The organism is Geobacillus sp. YF-1, assembly GCF_052692335.1.
Genome location: NZ_CP199850.1, coordinates 1,217,682 through 1,234,764 on the forward strand (window position 1 = coordinate 1,217,682; position 17,083 = coordinate 1,234,764).

The window sequence follows — 17,083 nt, forward strand, 5'->3', positions numbered from 1 at the left end:
CGATTCGTCCATACTAATCATCAGCGGCATCCATCATTTCATTTGTACATAGAGAGGAGTACTCGTCTGTATGGAACAAGAGAAACGCGTGTTTTCCATCGAGGTGGCTGGGCGCCCGCTCATAATCGAGACCGGCGAACTGGCGAAACAGGCGAACGGCGCGGCGCTCGTCCGCTATGGCGACACGGTTGTGCTGAGCACGGCCACCGCATCGCGGGAAGCGAAAAGCGTCGACTTTTTCCCGCTGACCGTCAACTATGAGGAGCGGCTGTACGCCGTCGGGAAAATTCCCGGGGGGTTTATTAAGCGCGAAGGCCGGCCGAGCGAAAAAGCGATTTTGGTGAGCCGGTTGATCGACCGCCCGATTCGCCCGCTCTTTGCCGAAGGGTTTCGCAATGAAGTGCAGGTCGTCTCCATGGTCATGAGCGTTGACCAAGACTGCGCGCCAGAAGTGGCCGCCTTAATCGGTTCCTCGCTGGCGCTGACGATTTCCGACATTCCGTTTGAAGGACCGATCGCCGGCGTGATCGTCGGCCGCGTCGACGGCCAGTTTGTCATCAACCCGACGGTCGAACAAATGGAAAAAAGCGATCTGCATCTCGTTGTCGCCGGCACGAAAGACGCGATCAACATGGTGGAAGCCGGCGCGGACGAAGTGCCGGAAGAAGTGATGCTCGAAGCGATTATGTTCGGCCATGAGGAAGTGAAGCGGCTCATCGCCTTCCAAGAGGAAATCGCCGCCCAAGTCGGCAAAGAGAAAATGGAAGTCGTCCTGTATGAGCCGGATCCAGCGTTGGAGGCGGAAATTCGCCAGCTTGCGGAAGCCGATATTAAAAAGGCGGTGCAAGTGCCGGAAAAATTGGCGCGCGATGCGGCCATTGAAGACGTGAAAGCGGGCGTCATCGCCAAATACGAGGCGGAAGAAGCGGATGAAGAGAAGTTGAAGCAAGTGCAGGAAATTTTGCACAAGCTCGTGAAAGAGGAAGTGCGCCGTCTGATCACGGTGGACAAAATTCGTCCGGACGGGCGCAAAGTCGATGAAATTCGCCCGCTCTCGTCGGCGGTCGGCGTCCTGCCGCGCACGCACGGCTCCGGTCTGTTTACGCGCGGGCAAACGCAAGTGTTAAGCGTCTGTACGCTTGGGGCGCTCGGCGATGTGCAAATTTTGGACGGGCTTGATTTGGAAGAATCGAAGCGGTTTATGCACCACTACAACTTCCCGCCGTTTTCCGTCGGGGAAACGGGGCCGATGCGCGGGCCGGGGCGGCGTGAAATCGGACACGGGGCGCTTGGCGAGCGGGCGCTTGAGCCGGTCGTGCCGTCGGAGCGGGAGTTTCCGTATACGATCCGCCTCGTTTCCGAAGTGTTGGAGTCGAACGGCTCGACCTCGCAAGCGAGCATTTGCGCCAGCACGCTGGCGATGATGGACGCCGGGGTGCCGATTAAAGCGCCGGTCGCCGGCATCGCCATGGGATTGGTGAAAAACGGCGATCATTACACGATTTTGACCGACATCCAAGGCATTGAAGACCATCTTGGCGATATGGACTTTAAAGTCGCCGGCACGAGAAAAGGCGTCACCGCCCTGCAGATGGACATTAAAATTAAAGGACTGACGCGCGACATTTTGGAAGAAGCACTCATGCAAGCGCGCAAAGGGCGGCTGGAGATTTTGGACCATATGATGCAGACGCTCAGCGAACCGCGCAAAGAGCTGTCCCAATATGCGCCGAAAATTTTGATCATGCACATCAATCCGGACAAAATCCGCGAGGTGATCGGACCAAGCGGCAAGCAGATCAACAAAATCATCGACGAGACCGGCGTCAAAATCGACATCGAACAAGACGGCACGATTTTCATCTCGTCGGTCGACGAAGCGGCCAACCAAAAAGCGAAGCAAATCATCGAAGACATCGTCCGCGAAGTCGAAGTCGGCCAAGTGTATTTAGGCAAAGTGAAGCGGATCGAAAAATTCGGCGCCTTTGTTGAACTGTTCAACGGCAAAGACGGGCTTGTCCACATTTCCGAACTGGCCGAAGAACGGGTCGGCAAAGTCGAAGACGTCGTTTCGATCGGCGATGAAATTTTAGTCAAAGTCACAGAAATCGATAAACAAGGACGCGTCAACCTGTCGCGCAAAGCGGTGTTGCGCGACGCCCGCGGCATCGGCCAGGCGCCGAAAGAGACGCGGGAAAAACGGGGAAGACGGCCGGAGCGCCACCGCATGAAGCCTTAGGAATTTGTTTCTTAAGGCTCTTTTGTTATGTTCTACACTGTCCCCCGCCCACATATTTTGTAGTAATGAAAAAGGAGGGGGACAAGGGTGAACAACGCATCCATCCGCTATATGGCGCTGGCGGTCATGTTGCTTGCCGCCTGGATGGCCGTGCATTGGCCGCCGGTCGGCAACTATGTCGAGAGCTGGCGTCCGGCGGACACAACGGCGATGAAAAAGGAGCGCGACAAGCTGTATGAAACGATCGTCAAGCAGGCGAAGCAGTACGAAATTCCCGCCCAAGATGCGGTCATTGATAAAGTGTGGAAGGCGACGCCCGGGTATAACGGTCTGGCCGTCGATATTGACGCTTCCTATCAAAACATGAAAAAAACAGGAACATTCGATGAGCGCAAGCTTGTGTTCCGCCAAGTGCCGCCGCGCGTTCATTTGGACGATTTGCCACCGGCGCCGATCTACCGCGGCCATCCCGACAAACCGATGGTGGCGCTGACGGTCAATGTCGCTTGGGGGGAAGAATACCTTCCTGACATGCTCGAGACGCTGAAAAAGCATCAGGTGAAGGCAACGTTCTTTTTGGAAGGGCAATGGGTAAAAAAACATCCAGAGATGGCAAAAATGATCGCAGATGCCGGCCATGAGATCGGCAACCATTCCTACAGCCATCCTGATATGAAAATGCTCAGCGGCGACGACATTCGCCGCGAGCTCAAGAAAACGAACGAAGTGATCGAAGCGGCGACCGCGGTCCAATGCAAGTGGTTTGCTCCGCCAAGCGGCAGCTATCGCGACGAGGTCGTCGAGATCGCCGCGGAACTTGGCATGAAAACGATTCTATGGAGCGTCGATACAATTGATTGGCAAAAACCAGCCCCATCTGTTATAGTGAAACGGGTGGCAGCGAACATCCATCCCGGCGCCATCGTGTTAATGCATCCGACGATGCCGACGGCGGCGGCGCTTGATGAGCTGATCGTCTCAATCAAACGCCAAGGTTACGCGTTAGGCAGCTTGACGGCCTTATTCGATGAGAAAAGACTGGCAAACAAACAGGAGGAACATGGAGTTGATTAACAAATATACGTGCAAAAACGGTGTGCGAATCGTGCTCGAGCAAATCCCGACGGTTCGATCGGTGGCCATCGGCGTATGGATTGGCACAGGATCGCGCAACGAAACAGAACAAAACAATGGGATCTCGCATTTTTTGGAGCACATGTTTTTTAAAGGAACAACCACGCGCACGGCGCGAGACATTGCCGAAGCATTCGACAGCATCGGCGGGCAAGTGAACGCCTTTACCTCGAAGGAGTATACGTGTTACTACGCCAAAGTGTTGGATGAACACGCCCCGCTGGCGCTTGACATGCTCGCCGATATGTTTTTCCACTCAACGTTTGTGGAAGATGAGCTCCACAAAGAACGCAACGTTGTGCTCGAGGAGATCAAAATGTACGAAGACACGCCCGATGACATCGTCCACGATTTGCTCGGCAAGGCGTGTTACGCGAACCACCCGCTCGGCTATCCGATTTTAGGCACGGAAGAGACGCTGCGCACGTTTACCGGCGATACGCTGCGCCAGTATATGGCCGATTACTACACGCCGGATCGCGTTGTCGTTTCGGTGGCGGGCAACGTGGATGAGCGGTTTATCGACGAGATCGAGCGCTATTTCGGCTCGTTCACGGCAGCAAAGAGGCCGCCTTCTCCAGGGACGCCATCGTTTGCGCCGCAAAAGATGGCGCGCAAAAAAGACGTCGAACAGGCGCATGTGTGCATCGGGTTCAACGGGCTGCCGATCGGTCATCCGGATGCCTACCCGCTCTTGATTTTGAACAATATTTTAGGCGGCAGCATGAGCAGCCGGCTGTTTCAGGAAGTGCGCGAACAGCGCGGATTGGCGTATTCGGTGTTCTCGTACCATTCCGCCTACCAAGACAGCGGCCTGCTCGCCATTTACGCCGGCACCGGGAGCGAGCAGCTCGATGTTTTGTTTGCGACGATTCAAGAAACGATCCGGCAATTAAAAGAAGACGGCATTACCGAAAAAGAGCTGCATAACAGCAAAGAACAAATGAAGGGAAGTTTGATGCTCGGACTGGAAAGCACGAACAGCCGGATGAGCCGCAACGGCAAAAACGAACTGCTCCTTGGCCGCCATCGCTCGCTTGACGAAATCATTGAGGAGATTGAGAGCGTCACGGTGGAAAAAGTGAACGAGCTGGCGCGCACGGTGTTCACCGACGATTACGCGCTCGCCCTCATCAGCCCGGACGGCGTGCTGCCGCGTCCGCTTCGCTCATAAATGGGCGTAAAAAAGCTAACGACCTTTTCCTGAGGTGGTTAGCTTTTTTCTTTTTTGTCTCTTATTCTTCGGGAATGTCGATCATCACCATATCGGAGCCAATTTTGCGGATATAGTTCCACGGCACGCGGATTTCTTGATGGTCTTTCCGCAGCCCGAACCATTTTCCTGTCGGGATAAGGAGCGCCTCCACTTGCCCGGTTTGTTCGTTGATTTCCAAATCCGTTTGTCCGAGCACCCCGAGCCGCTCGGCCCTTCTGACATCCACGATTTCTTTGCCGCTTAGTTCGCTCAGCCTCACCGTCGGTTCCCTCCTTTTTGTCCCTTTATTCTATGTATAGAAACGGAACGGCAAAACATGACTGTTGCAGCCCAGCGCCGCGATGATGACGCCCATTTTTTCCCCCCGGGTCATTCACCCATGGTTTTTCCCCGACATAAGATGGGAAAAGAAATGAAGCAGTTTGCCAACAAAGAAGGTGAGCGTACAACATGATGCTGACAGGAATGCATGTCGCCATCATCGGCGGTGATGCGAGGCAGCTGGAAGTCATTCGCAAACTCGTGGAATTGGATGCCAAGTTATCGCTCGTTGGCTTTGACCAGCTGGCTCATCATTTTACCGGGGCCGTGAAGCTGCCGATTGACGAAGTCGATTTTCCTGATTTGGATGCCATTATTTTGCCGGTTCACGGCACGACGTTGGACGGAAAAGTAAACAGCGTGTTCGCCCAAGAACCGATTCCATTCACCGAAGAAATCGTGAAACGAACGGCCCAACGCTGCACCATTTACTCCGGCATCAGCAACTCGTATTTGGATGAGCTGGTGAGAAAGACCGAACGTAAGCACGTGCAGCTGTTTGCGCGCGATGATGTGGCCATCTACAACTCCATTCCGACCGCCGAAGGCACGGTGATGATGGTCATTCAGCACACCGATTTTACGATTCACGGCTCGCGCGTCGCCGTCTTAGGGCTCGGACGCGTCGGCATGACCGTTGCCCGGACGTTTGCCGCCCTAGGGGCGAAAGTGAAAGTCGGGGCGCGCCGGTCGGAGCATCTCGCCCGCATTACCGAAATGGGGCTCGTGCCGTTTCACCTAAACGATTTGGAAAAAGAAGTGCGCGATATTGACGTCTGCATCAACACGATTCCGCATTTGATTGTCACGGCGAGCGTGATCGCCAAAATGCCGGCCCATACGCTGATCATCGATTTGGCGTCCAAACCGGGCGGCACCGACTTTCGCTACGCCGAAAAACGCGGCGTGAAAGCCATTTTAGCGCCCGGGCTGCCCGGGATCGTCGCGCCGAAAACAGCCGGACAAATCATCGCCAACGTTTTGGCGCAGCTTTTGTATGAAGATTGGCAAAAACGGGAGGAGAACAAACGATGAGCGGAAACAGCCTGAAAGGAAAACGAATCGGCTTTGGCCTCACCGGGTCGCATTGCACGTATGATGCGGTGTTTCCCGAAATTGAAAAACTTGTCCATGAAGGGGCCGAAGTATTGCCGATTGTTACGTACACCGTTAAGACGACCAACACCCGTTTCGGCGAAGGGGAGGAATGGGTGAAAAAACTCGAACAGTTGACGGGAAACGAAGTGATTGACACGATCGTCAAAGCGGAGCCGCTCGGGCCGAAAATTCCGCTCGACTGCATGGTGATCGCTCCGCTCACCGGCAACTCGATGAGCAAGCTGGCCAACGCCATGACCGATTCCCCGGTGCTCATGGCGGCCAAAGCGACGATGCGCAACCACCGCCCGGTCGTGCTCGGCATTTCCACAAACGATGCGCTCGGCTTAAACGGCGTCAACTTGATGCGGCTGATGGCGGCGAAAAACATTTACTTTATTCCGTTCGGCCAAGACGCCCCGCAGGCGAAGCCAAACTCGATGGTCGCCTACATGCCGCTGTTGCGCGACACGGTTCTCGCCGCGCTGGAAGGAAAACAGCTGCAGCCGGTGGTCATCGAACGCTTCCGCTACAACTGAATCAAAAATCAAAGCGGCGCATAAAAATGTTCTCTCGTCCACAGCGGAATGTGATAAAATAAAGACTATGAATTCACTTCTTAGAGTGACGATGTGGAAGGAGAATGGTGGATGACTCAAAAGCAATATCATGTCGCTGTCGTCGGAGCAACGGGGGCCGTCGGGCAGCAAATGGTGCGGACGCTTGAGGATCGGAACTTTCCGGTTGGAACATTGACTTTGTTGTCATCGGAGCGGTCGGCTGGCAAAACAATGCGGTTCCGCGGCGAGGAAATTGAGGTGCAAGCGGCATCACCCGAGCGCTTTGAAGGGGTGGACATCGCCTTGTTCAGCGCCGGCGGGGCGGTATCGAAGGCATTGGCGCCGGAAGCGGTGCGGCGCGGGGCGGTCGTCATCGACAATACGAGCGCCTTTCGGATGGACGAAAACGTGCCGCTTGTCGTCCCGGAAGTGAACGGAAGCGATTTGACGTGGCATAACGGCATTATCGCCAATCCGAACTGCTCGACGATCCAAATGGTCGTGGCGTTGGAGCCGATTCGGAAGGCGTTTGGCTTAGAGCGCGTGATCGTTTCAACGTACCAAGCCGTCTCCGGGGCCGGGGCGCAGGCGATCGAAGAGCTGCATGCGCAGACGAAAGCGGTGCTCGAAGGGAAGCCGGTCGAGGCGAACATTTTGCCAGTGAAATCGGATCGGAAGCATTACCCGATTGCGTTCAACGCCATACCGCAAATCGATAAGTTCCAAGACAACGGCTTTACATTTGAAGAAATGAAAATGATCAACGAAACGAAAAAAATTATGCACATGCCCGAGCTGAAAGTGGCGGCAACGTGCGTGCGCATTCCGGTGGCGAGCGGGCACTCGGAATCGGTGTACATCGAAGTTGAGCAAGACGGCGTCACCGTTGCCGACTTGCACGAGGTGCTTCGCGAGGCGCCGGGTGTCGTGCTGCAAGATGATCCGAGCGAACAGCTGTATCCGATGCCGGTCCATTGCGTCGGCCAGTATGATGTGTTTGTCGGCCGCATCCGCCGCGATTTGGATCATCCGCGCGGCTTCCACCTCTGGATTGTCGCCGACAACTTGCTGAAAGGGGCGGCTTCGAACTCGGTGCAAATCGCGGAACATTTACGAAAGCTCGGGTTGATATAACGCCGTTTTTTCACGGCATCTCCCGCCTCAACGCGGCACGGCGTTCGCCTGACACAAGGCGGACGCCCAAGGATGGGCCAGCGTGACGGAGGCCCCGCCTTCCTCGCAGCGAAGGCCGGGAAAGTTTATCCAATCGTCGAGGTGTTACCATGAAAATTATCGTCCAAAAGTTCGGCGGCACGTCCGTCCGCGATGAACGCGGGCGAAACATGGCGCGCCGCCACATTGAAAAGGCGCTTGAAGACGGCTACAAAGTTGTTGTCGTCGTATCGGCCATGGGCCGATACGGCGATCCGTACGCGACCGACACGCTTCTTAGCCTGATCGGCGGCTCCGAGCATCATGTGACAAAGCGCGAACAAGACTTGCTCATGGCGTGCGGAGAAATCATCTCCAGCGTCGTGTTCAGCAACTTGTTGAACGCCCACGGCATCAAAGCGGCGGCGTTCACGGGCGCGCAAGCCGGATTCCGCACGAACAGCGACTATACGAACGCCAAAATCGTCGAGATGCGCTGCGACCGCCTCCTTGAGGCGCTTGAACAGCACGATGTCGCCGTCGTGGCCGGCTTTCAAGGGATGGCGGAAAACGGCGATATCACAACGCTCGGCCGCGGTGGCAGCGACACATCGGCGGCGGCGCTCGGCGCGGCGCTAAACGCCGAGCGGGTCGATATTTTCACCGATGTCGACGGCGTCATGACCGCTGATCCGCGCATTGTCGAAAACGCCCGACCGCTTGAGGTTGTCACCTATACGGAAATTTGCAACATGGCGTATCAAGGGGCGAAAGTCATTCACCCGCGCGCGGTCGAAATCGCTATGCAGGCGAAAGTGCCGCTGCGCATCCGCTCGACGTATTCGGATGCGCCGGGAACGCTTGTCACCTCCTCGATTCGTCCGCAAAAGGGGAGCGACGTGCGGGAGCGGCTAGTGACGGGCATCGCCCATGTCGCCAACGTCACGCAAATCAAGGTGCTGGCGAAAGAAGGGCATTATGAGCTGCAGTCGGACGTGTTTCAAGCGATGGCCCACGAAGGGATCAGCGTCGATTTTATCAATATTTCCCCATACGGCGTTGTCTACACGGTCAGCGGCGAGATGACGGACAAAGCGATTGCTGCTTTGCGCCGCATCGGCTATGAACCGGCCGTGACGCCGCGTTGCGCCAAAGTATCGGTCGTCGGCGCCGGCATCGCCGGCGTGCCCGGGGTGACGGCGAAAATCGTCACCGCCTTGTCAGAACAAGGCATTCAAATTTTGCAATCGGCTGACAGCCATACGACCATTTGGGTGTTAGTGAAAGAGGAAGATATGGAAAAAGCGGTCAACGCTCTCCATGACGCCTTTTGCCTATCTGAGGCGGGGGGAGACGAAGCGATTTGGAGTGAGGAGTGAAAACCGTGATTCAGTTCGGAAACGTCGTAACGGCGATGGTCACGCCGTTTGACCGAAAAGGGAATCTTGATTTGCCGAAAACGACGGAGCTGGTCAACTATTTGCTCGACCATGGCACGGATGCGCTCGTCGTCGCCGGCACGACCGGCGAATCGCCAACATTGACGACCGAAGAAAAACTGGCGCTCTTTCGCCATGTCGTCGCCGTCGTCAACGGCCGCGTGCCGGTCATTGCTGGGACGGGGACGAACAATACGCGCGCTTCGATCGAGCTGACCAAGCGGGCGGAAGAGGCGGGCGTCGACGCCGTCATGCTCGTTTCGCCGTATTACAATAAACCGAACCAAGAAGGGTTGTACCAGCATTTCAAAGCGATTGCCGAAAGCACATCGCTGTCGGTGATGCTCTATAACGTCCCGGGCCGCACAGCGGTCAGCCTCGCTCCGGAAACCGTCATCCGGCTGGCGGAAATCCCAAACATCGTTGCGGTCAAAGAGGCGAGCGGCAATTTGGACGCTATGGCCGAAATCATTGAACGGACCCCGGACGATTTTTTGCTTTATAGCGGCGATGACAGCTTGACGCTTCCGGTGCTCGCCATCGGGGGGGCCGGCGTGGTCTCGGTTGCTTCGCACATCATCGGCGATGAAATGCAGCGAATGATTCGCGCCTTCCAAGCTGGAGATCACCAGCAGGCGGCGGCGCTGCACCGAAGATGGCTGCCGCTCATGAAAGGGCTGTTTGCCGCTCCAAGCCCGGTTCCGGTGAAAACGGCGCTGCAGCTTTGTGGGCTGGATGTCGGCGCCGTTCGTCTTCCGCTCGTCCCGCTCACGGAACAGGAACGGAACGAGCTTCAGCGCCTGCTTTCTGCTCTGTCGTAACCGAGCGCCCTCAACGTCTCCTTGGCGGGCGTTGAGGGCGCTTTTCGCTGGTGAGAAATCCAGCGGTTGGCGCATTAGCCATCTTGTGTTTCTCAACATCGATTCGTTATAATAAAAGCAAGTGACTTTGAGCGGGTTAGCATCATGATTGGGAGGACGCAGCCTTGAAATCAAAAATAAAGCCGGTAGAGAAAATACGCCTTTTTGCCCTAGGGGGAGTAGGGGAAATCGGCAAGAACATGTATGTCGTCGAATTGGACGAGGACATTTTTGTCATCGATGCCGGGGTGATGTTCCCAGAAGATGAAATGCTCGGCATCGACAAGGTGATCCCCGACATCACCTATTTGGTTGAACGGCAGCACCGCATTCAAGCGATTTTCCTCACCCATGGGCATGAGGAGCACATGGGAGCGATCGCCTACGTGCTCAAGCAGCTGTCCGTTCCAGTTTACGGAACGAAGCTGACGATCGGATTGGCAGAGGCGTTGCTGAAGGAACAAGGAGTGTCGGGCGCCAAGCTGAACGAAATCCACCCGGATGTCGAGCTCGTGTTTGACAAAGCCAAGGTCACCTTTTTCCGCACGATTCACAGCATTCCCGATTCAGTCGGCATCAGCTTGCAAACATCGCAAGGCGCGATCGTGTACACGAGCGATTTTAAGTTTGACCAGACGCCATACGGCAACAGCCGCACCGATTTGGGCAAAATCGCGCAAATCGGCGAACAAGGGGTGCTCTGCTTGCTGTCGGACAGCACGAACGCCGAGCGTCCGGGCTACAGCGGCTCCGACACGGCCGTTGCCTATGAAATCGCCGACGTGATCGGCCATGCGCCAGGGCGGGTATTCGTGGCCTGCTACGCCTCAAACATTACCCGCATCCAACAGGTGCTTTATGCATCGCACGAGTCCGGGCGCAAAGTGGCGGTGATCGGCAAAACGCTGCATAAAGTGATGGACATCGCCGTGCGCCTTGGCTATTTGCACGTTCCAGACAAGGTGACGATCTCGACCCACGATCTCGAACGCTACCATGACCGTGAGCTCGTCATTTTGACCACCGGAGGGCATGGTGAGCCGATGAGCGCGCTGTGGCGAATGGCGCGCCAAACGAACAAGCACGTGAACATCAAGGAAGGCGATACCGTCATCGTCGCCGCGTCCGTCATGCCGGGCTATGAACTCGGGTTTGCGAAAACGATTGACGCCTTGTACCGCGCCGGGGCGAACGTCATTTACCGCGATCGGCAAGTGCACGTATCGGGGCATGGCTGCCAAGAAGAATTAAAGCTGATGCTCAACTTCATGCGGCCGAAGTACTTCATCCCCGTCCACGGGGAATACCGGATGCAAAAGGCGCACGCTCGGCTGGCGAAAGCGGTCGGCATCTCGGAAGAGCGGACGTTTTTGATCGACAAAGGCGAAGTGATCGAGTTTCGCGGCGGCGTCGCCCGTCCCGGCGGCAAAGTGCCGTACGGCAACATTTTAATTGACGGGCTTGGCATCGGCGATGTCGGCAACATCGTCCTGCGCGATCGGCGCTTATTGTCGCAAGACGGCATTTTAATCGCCGTCGTCACGCTGAATAAAGAAGCGAAAACGATCGCGGCGGGACCGGAAATCATTTCGCGCGGATTCGTTTATATGCGCGAGTCGGAGACGTTGCTTGAGGAAGCGGAGAAGATGGTGGCTTCGATCATCGAGCGCTGCCTTGAATCCTACATGCTCGAATGGTCGTCGCTGAAAGCGAACATCCGTGAAGCGCTCAGCCAATTTTTATTTGAAAAAACAAAGCGGAGGCCAATGATTTTACCGATTATTATGGAAGTGTAATTCTTCTTGCCACACTTGAGTCGCAAAACCTTGATATGTCAAGGTTTTCGGCTCTTTTTTTACTTTTTAAATCGTCCTTTGATCACATATTGACCACCTTTACGATGCTAAAGCGATTTGCTTCTAACCTGTTTGACAGCCAAGTCAAAGTTTCTGGCAAAGCTCTTTTGCATCGATGTAACATGAGCGTAGGTATTCAGTGTGATCGTAATATCAGCATATATCCCAGCGATTCGGGAGGCCAGATCCGCACGCAATCTTTTCTTTCCGCGTTCAATTTCACAAAACGTAGGGGTAATGTTTAACATTTTAGCGATGTGCGTCCCGGGTATGCCACGTTCTTTTCGGAGTTTTCGAATGTTATTATTCATTTCACATCTATTCTAATGGCCGAGAAAAAGCTGACGCCAAAGTTGTGAATCTACGGTAATCTGGTATTGAGCCATTTCAAAATCCCCTCTTCCTAGAATGGTGTGGGTAACTTCATTCTTATTGACTTAACTCTGTAAATATAGTAAACTGACAATTGGGAAAAAATTTGGCTCTTCACCACAAGTTGTACTTGATCATTTAAGGTAGGTGTGCATAGAGGGTACAAAAAATGCGAATTTTCCTGTATGGTAAAGGTGACCAAACCAAACCATGGAGGGAAATTCGCATGTACTCTCAGTTTATCAAAGAACTCATCGATTTACCAGATGTTTTGATTCAAAAGGTGCGAAAAGAAGGGGAACGTTGGATTTTCGAACTTTCTCTACCCGAACAATGCCCGTTATGTCCTGTCTGCTTGAAGCGCACGATCAAAATGACAGTCAAAAAGAAGCAATGGATGCATGGCTATGCTCAGCGAATAGGGATTTTTTGGATCGAACTTCCTGTCGAGCGCAGACGTTGTAGCACGTGTGGCGTGACGTTCAGCACGTCGTATCCAGCCATCTCTCCTCGAAGTGTGGCGACGGATGCTTTTCAGCGATGGGTCGCGCAATCTTGCATCGGAACATCCATTCAGGCGGTGGCTCGTATGCTCAAGCTTCCTTACACGACCGTTGAACGATGGTTTTATACCCATGCCCCTTCCTTCCTATCGAATGACGTCCAACCAAAGGCGGTTTGTGTCGATGAGTTTGCTTTTCGAAAAGGGCACGACTATGGAGTGGCGATCATGGATGCCGAAACGGGAGAAGTGTATGCCATGGAAGCAGGAAAGAACGAGGAAGCCATTGGGCGTGCATTGGCTCATGTGTCTCGTTCCGTTCAGTATGTCGTGAGTGACTTGGCTCCAGCGATGAAAAAAGCGATTCAACGGGTTTGCCCAGAGGCGACACATGTCGTCGACTATTTCCATGTCATTCAGCTGTTTACCGATGCGTTAGAACGTTGTCGCAAATATTTGGGCAAAGGAGGCAAGAAACACGGAAATGTTCGTTACGTTTGCCGTTTATTGAGCCAATGCCCAGAGAAATTGACGGAGGAAGAACGTCAAATCATACGAGAATGGTGTAATGAAAGCGATTACTTAAAGTCTGTTTACCAATCGCTCCAACATGTTCGCTATGTGTTCAAAAGCAAAGATGAGCAACAGGCGAAACGACGCTTGAAGGCTTGGATTCATCGGTATTTGTTTTGTCCTTGTTCTGCTGTTCGCGCCATCGCAAAATCACTCGTCAAACGAACAGACGAAATCATATCGTGCATTTTATCCCCTTATTCAAATGGGAAAATGGAGGGAACAAATAACAAGATCAAGCTGATGAAACGTCGGGGATACGGATACAGAAATATCCAGCGTTTTGCACTGCGGGTTCGGCTAGAAACAGCTAACATACTTTCATGACAGGTGCAAGTACATCTTTTGGTGATGAACCAAAAATTTTGAAATAAAGGAGTTGTTTGGGGATGACCTCTATTCGCAGCCAACCGGCCACGTTCCAACTGGTTTCCTATCAAGCCAATCAACGTACGACCCAGACCGAGCGCGTACTTTCCAGCAAAGAAGCAGGACTGGCAACAGGGGGAAGCGAAAAGGATTCGGCCGATGCCGTGCAGATCAGCAGACAGGCGCAAGCGCTCTATCAAGCCTCGCTGCTGGCGAAGCCGGATGCGGCAGAGGCAGTCGCGACTGCGACAGCCAAAGAAAACAAAGGAGATGAACTTCGCGGCAAAATTCTGAGTCAGGCCAAGCGCTGGGTGGGGAAAATCCCGTATGCTCAACCCGGTGCGGGTACAGTCAACCTAAACAAGGTGACACCCAAATCGATGGATTGCTCCGGTTTTACTTCGTCTGTATATTTGACGGAATTGAATATAAACATCGGCCGGACCACATCTGACCAGATCAAACGGGGCAGCGAAGTGACAAAAGGCAAAACACCTGATGAAACCAATTTGAAAATCGGGGATCTGATCTTCTTTGACTGGGATGAGGACAAAAAAGTGGATCATGTGGCGATGTACGCAGGAAAAGATACCAACGGCAATCATTTGTACATCCACGAAGGGGGAACCGGGTCATCCGCCAATGTCAGAATTGACAAGCTGGATTATATCTGGAGTAAAAACGTGATGAAAATCAAACGGATCATTCAGGATGATGGCAGCCTGACAAACTAGGGAGGTCAACTCATATGAAACGCAAACAATGGATCGGGGTCATGGCATGGTGCCTAGCGATAGGAGGGAGCAATCTGCTGACATATGTCTGGAGTCACACCCCGTCTCCCGTCGTACATGCGGATGCTCCGACTCCCTATGCGTCCAAGGAAAATATTCTGAAAATGAATGAATACATGGATGAGTCTGAACAGTATTATCGGCGTCTGTACCATTTCTACCAACAAAATGCTCCTGCACCTTTGGCAAAAAATGAAAAAATTCGGGTCGTTTACGAATTTGTCGAAAGCTACTTTCACCGTGACCCGAAGGAACTGCTGAAGTGGATCGAGGGAGACAAGGCAATGCAAAAGTGGAAACAACATCCTCGTCTGCAGAATACAAGCAATGACATCAGGCAAATCGTGTGTTACGATCCGGTACAACCACTGAAGGAATGCAGTCCGAATCAGGTTGAGGTCACCATTATTCGCAACAAGTTGCCCGAATTTGACCGGTTCAACGACTACGCCGACCGGATGGAACGATTTGATACCTATCGGGAGAAGTGGGTTCTCCAACTGAAAAAGAAGGGGAACACCTATAAAGTCATCGACTGGTCGATCCAGGCCAAATAGACACAGCGACCGGATGCCGGTGATTTTGTGGCCAGAGGATGAAGATATGGCTCGATCGGGAGAAATACGATCCCGACTTGTTCCAATCGCTGCTTATTCCATTTGACCCTGGACGGATACGAGCGTACCCAGTACCTAAGATTGTTGGAAGTCCGAAAAATGATTTCCCTGAGTGCATTGAGGGGGTGCGTGGCAGTAGCCGCAACCTCCTGTCTTTTTGTCGAAGACCGATTCTCGTACAAGCCTTTTTCAACATCCGAGGGACGCTTTAATGTTAATGCAAAATAGCTAAGAATATATCAAGACGCTTCATATATTTTTCAGAAGGCCGGTACTCATCATATTATCCTCGTGCTCAACCCAAAAATCTCTCCAAATTCTCTTTTGTTATATCCATGATACAGTCGAGCCTTCTTGATCCGCTGGCCTAGTGTATGTTCCGGAAGGTTCTCAAAACAACCAAGGTAAGCGATTGACACCCCCAAAGCTTTAGATCATCTTCTAAGATTAGGCGGGCTTACTGTTGACTTGTTCTGTTCGGCCAGACGAAGAGAACGGACACTGAGACCGGTTGCAGCAGCAAGATCGACAAGCAACATGTTTTTCGCTAAACGAGCACGTCTTATGCACCCACCGGGTGTATCATCTTCTGGCAATGCAGGTGACGTTGAAGTTTCCCTGTAAATCGCCAGTTCTAGGTGGTTATCTTCACGCGTGCCCCTGCGGATTTTTCGGCTCGCGGGAACAGCGGCAGTGTACCTGCACACCGCCGCAAATCCAGCGATACCGCGCCCGTTTGTCAGGGCCGCTGTTGGATCGGATCGACATCCACCTTGAGGTGCCGGGCGTAACCTTTGCGCTTTTACCACATTGACCACAATTTTGCCCACTAGCTTATTTTATTTCGTTTGCTGAAATAAAAGTGTAATGCAATCATGCTCAAAGTCCAACGAAAAATGCTGGGAACGGTCGGTTGTTGCCGGCATTTTTCTTTCTTTTTTCGGCCATACTAAACGTATGACCGACAAGAAAGGAGACGAAACAATGGAGAAGGAGCGTTATTTCCAAGCGGAAGCCGAGGGCGAACAGCCGGAGACAAAGACCGAGGAAGCAACCGCCGCCATCACCCAACTCGGGCAGACGAACGTTCCGCAAATGGAACTCGATACGAACATTCATTGCTTGACGATCGTCGGCCAAATTGAAGGCCATATTCAGCTGCCGCCGCAAAACAAAGCGACGAAATACGAGCATGTCATTCCGCAGATCGTCGCCATTGAGCAAAATCCGAAAATCGAAGGGCTGCTTGTCATTTTGAACACTGTTGGCGGCGATGTCGAAGCCGGGCTCGCCATCGCCGAAATGCTTGCGTCGCTGTCGAAACCGACCGTTTCCATCGTGCTTGGCGGCGGCCATTCGATCGGCGTGCCGATTGCCGTTTCGTGCGACCATTCGTTCATCACCGAGACGGCGACGATGACGATCCACCCGATCCGTCTGACCGGGCTTGTGATCGGGGTGCCGCAGACGTTTGAGTATTTGGATAAAATGCAGGAGCGCGTCGTCCGCTTCGTGACGAAACATTCGAAGATCAGTGAGGAAAAGTTTAAAGAGCTCATGTTTTCCAAAGGCAATTTGACGCGCGACATCGGCACGAACGTCGTCGGACCCGACGCCGTCCGGTACGGGCTGATCGACGAGGTGGGCGGCGTGTCGCAAGCGATGGCGAAGCTGCGCGAGCTGATTGAGATGAAAAAAAGCGGCGAAGGGAAGATCGTTCAATGATTTTGTATACGATGATGCCCGAGTATTTAGTGTTCCCCACCGACAGGGCGGCGTACGAAAAGCAGAAATTGGTGTATTATGACGGCATCCCGTTTCTTGTGCAAGCCACGGAAACCGGCGAGTATGAAATCGTGCAAAATTTAAGCACCAATCCTTACCACTTTTTAGAGGCGAAATACGCCCCGGGGGCCCGGTTTCCCGCTTCAGCGGCAACATCGTAATGAATTGTTTCGCCATTCATGGTATAATAGTAGAC

General features: G+C 53.4%; 16 protein-coding genes. 15 read left to right on the plus strand and 1 reads right to left on the minus strand.

Going from position 1 to position 17,083, the window contains the following annotated elements:
* Positions 1-70: 70 nt before the first annotated feature.
* From pnp to ACTVIM_RS06200, 3 genes are all read left to right on the plus strand, one after another.
* On the plus strand, positions 71-2,239 hold the full coding sequence (gene pnp, locus ACTVIM_RS06190) for a polyribonucleotide nucleotidyltransferase (protein ID WP_033023107.1): 2,169 nt from the start codon (positions 71-73) through the stop codon (positions 2,237-2,239).
* A gap of 87 nt (positions 2,240-2,326) precedes the next feature.
* Entirely contained in the window at positions 2,327-3,313 is a 987-nt protein-coding gene (locus tag ACTVIM_RS06195; protein ID WP_339232163.1) for a polysaccharide deacetylase family protein, read from the plus strand.
* Positions 3,300-4,547 carry a M16 family metallopeptidase gene (locus ACTVIM_RS06200; protein ID WP_033023110.1) on the plus strand — a complete coding sequence of 416 codons (1,248 nt, stop codon included), beginning with the start codon at positions 3,300-3,302 and terminating at the stop codon, positions 4,545-4,547. The genes ACTVIM_RS06195 and ACTVIM_RS06200 overlap by 14 nt, the downstream gene beginning before the upstream one ends.
* A gap of 61 nt (positions 4,548-4,608) precedes the next feature.
* Here ACTVIM_RS06200 and ACTVIM_RS06205 read toward each other — a convergent pair whose 3' ends face one another.
* Positions 4,609-4,848, minus strand: coding sequence for a YlmC/YmxH family sporulation protein (locus ACTVIM_RS06205; RefSeq protein ID WP_033023112.1), 240 nt, complete (start codon positions 4,846-4,848; stop codon positions 4,609-4,611).
* Positions 4,849-5,039: 191 nt separating this feature from the next.
* Here ACTVIM_RS06205 and dpaA point away from each other — a divergent pair, with 191 nt between their 5' ends.
* The 12 genes from dpaA to ACTVIM_RS06265 all read left to right on the plus strand — a co-directional run bounded on the left by dpaA (position 5,040) and on the right by ACTVIM_RS06265 (position 17,048).
* Positions 5,040-5,945 (plus strand): dipicolinic acid synthetase subunit A, encoded by a 906-nt coding sequence (dpaA, locus tag ACTVIM_RS06210; RefSeq protein WP_033023113.1) that lies wholly within the window; start codon positions 5,040-5,042, stop codon positions 5,943-5,945.
* Entirely contained in the window at positions 5,942-6,547 is a 606-nt protein-coding gene (locus ACTVIM_RS06215; protein ID WP_033023114.1) for a dipicolinate synthase subunit B, read from the plus strand. The genes dpaA and ACTVIM_RS06215 overlap by 4 nt, the downstream gene beginning before the upstream one ends.
* A 111-nt stretch (positions 6,548-6,658) precedes the next feature.
* Positions 6,659-7,702, plus strand: coding sequence for an aspartate-semialdehyde dehydrogenase (asd, locus tag ACTVIM_RS06220; RefSeq protein ID WP_033023115.1), 1,044 nt, complete (start codon positions 6,659-6,661; stop codon positions 7,700-7,702).
* A gap of 149 nt (positions 7,703-7,851) precedes the next feature.
* The gene (gene dapG, locus ACTVIM_RS06225) at positions 7,852-9,099 is read left to right on the plus strand and encodes an aspartate kinase (RefSeq protein WP_033023119.1); all 1,248 of its coding nucleotides are present in this window, start codon (positions 7,852-7,854) and stop codon (positions 9,097-9,099) included.
* 5 nt (positions 9,100-9,104) lie between these two features.
* A complete protein-coding gene (gene dapA, locus ACTVIM_RS06230; protein WP_033023121.1) occupies positions 9,105-9,980 on the plus strand; it encodes a 4-hydroxy-tetrahydrodipicolinate synthase in 876 nt (291 codons plus the stop codon).
* Between the two features lie 164 nt (positions 9,981-10,144).
* Positions 10,145-11,815 carry a ribonuclease J gene (locus ACTVIM_RS06235; RefSeq protein ID WP_033843538.1) on the plus strand — a complete coding sequence of 557 codons (1,671 nt, stop codon included), beginning with the start codon at positions 10,145-10,147 and terminating at the stop codon, positions 11,813-11,815.
* 658 nt (positions 11,816-12,473) lie between these two features.
* Positions 12,474-13,649 carry an ISL3 family transposase gene (locus ACTVIM_RS06240; RefSeq protein ID WP_445614317.1) on the plus strand — a complete coding sequence of 392 codons (1,176 nt, stop codon included), beginning with the start codon at positions 12,474-12,476 and terminating at the stop codon, positions 13,647-13,649.
* 62 nt (positions 13,650-13,711) lie between these two features.
* On the plus strand, positions 13,712-14,425 hold the full coding sequence (locus tag ACTVIM_RS06245) for a C40 family peptidase (RefSeq protein WP_033023126.1): 714 nt from the start codon (positions 13,712-13,714) through the stop codon (positions 14,423-14,425).
* Between the two features lie 14 nt (positions 14,426-14,439).
* Entirely contained in the window at positions 14,440-15,042 is a 603-nt protein-coding gene (locus ACTVIM_RS06250) for a hypothetical protein (protein ID WP_033023127.1), read from the plus strand.
* 655 nt (positions 15,043-15,697) lie between these two features.
* On the plus strand, positions 15,698-15,916 hold the full coding sequence (locus ACTVIM_RS06255) for an ATP-binding protein (protein ID WP_081917079.1): 219 nt from the start codon (positions 15,698-15,700) through the stop codon (positions 15,914-15,916).
* Positions 15,917-16,086: 170 nt separating this feature from the next.
* Positions 16,087-16,827 carry a ClpP family protease gene (locus ACTVIM_RS06260; protein ID WP_033023128.1) on the plus strand — a complete coding sequence of 247 codons (741 nt, stop codon included), beginning with the start codon at positions 16,087-16,089 and terminating at the stop codon, positions 16,825-16,827.
* Positions 16,824-17,048 carry a YlzJ-like family protein gene (locus ACTVIM_RS06265; RefSeq protein ID WP_033023129.1) on the plus strand — a complete coding sequence of 75 codons (225 nt, stop codon included), beginning with the start codon at positions 16,824-16,826 and terminating at the stop codon, positions 17,046-17,048. Before ACTVIM_RS06260 ends, ACTVIM_RS06265 begins: the two co-directional genes overlap by 4 nt.
* The last annotated feature ends 35 nt before the right edge of the window (positions 17,049-17,083 follow it).

Coding starts and splice junctions, on each gene's coding strand:
- ACTVIM_RS06260 (WP_033023128.1), top strand. CDS start 16,087: ATGGAGAAGGAGCGTTATTTCCAAGCGGAAGCCGAGGGCGAACAGCCG.
- asd (WP_033023115.1), top strand. CDS start 6,659: ATGACTCAAAAGCAATATCATGTCGCTGTCGTCGGAGCAACGGGGGCC.
- ACTVIM_RS06240 (WP_445614317.1), top strand. CDS start 12,474: ATGTACTCTCAGTTTATCAAAGAACTCATCGATTTACCAGATGTTTTG.
- ACTVIM_RS06200 (WP_033023110.1), top strand. CDS start 3,300: ATGGAGTTGATTAACAAATATACGTGCAAAAACGGTGTGCGAATCGTG.
- ACTVIM_RS06265 (WP_033023129.1), top strand. CDS start 16,824: ATGATTTTGTATACGATGATGCCCGAGTATTTAGTGTTCCCCACCGAC.
- ACTVIM_RS06250 (WP_033023127.1), top strand. CDS start 14,440: ATGAAACGCAAACAATGGATCGGGGTCATGGCATGGTGCCTAGCGATA.
- dapG (WP_033023119.1), top strand. CDS start 7,852: ATGAAAATTATCGTCCAAAAGTTCGGCGGCACGTCCGTCCGCGATGAA.
- ACTVIM_RS06255 (WP_081917079.1), top strand. CDS start 15,698: ATGCAGGTGACGTTGAAGTTTCCCTGTAAATCGCCAGTTCTAGGTGGT.
- dpaA (WP_033023113.1), top strand. CDS start 5,040: ATGATGCTGACAGGAATGCATGTCGCCATCATCGGCGGTGATGCGAGG.
- ACTVIM_RS06245 (WP_033023126.1), top strand. CDS start 13,712: ATGACCTCTATTCGCAGCCAACCGGCCACGTTCCAACTGGTTTCCTAT.
- ACTVIM_RS06215 (WP_033023114.1), top strand. CDS start 5,942: ATGAGCGGAAACAGCCTGAAAGGAAAACGAATCGGCTTTGGCCTCACC.
- pnp (WP_033023107.1), top strand. CDS start 71: ATGGAACAAGAGAAACGCGTGTTTTCCATCGAGGTGGCTGGGCGCCCG.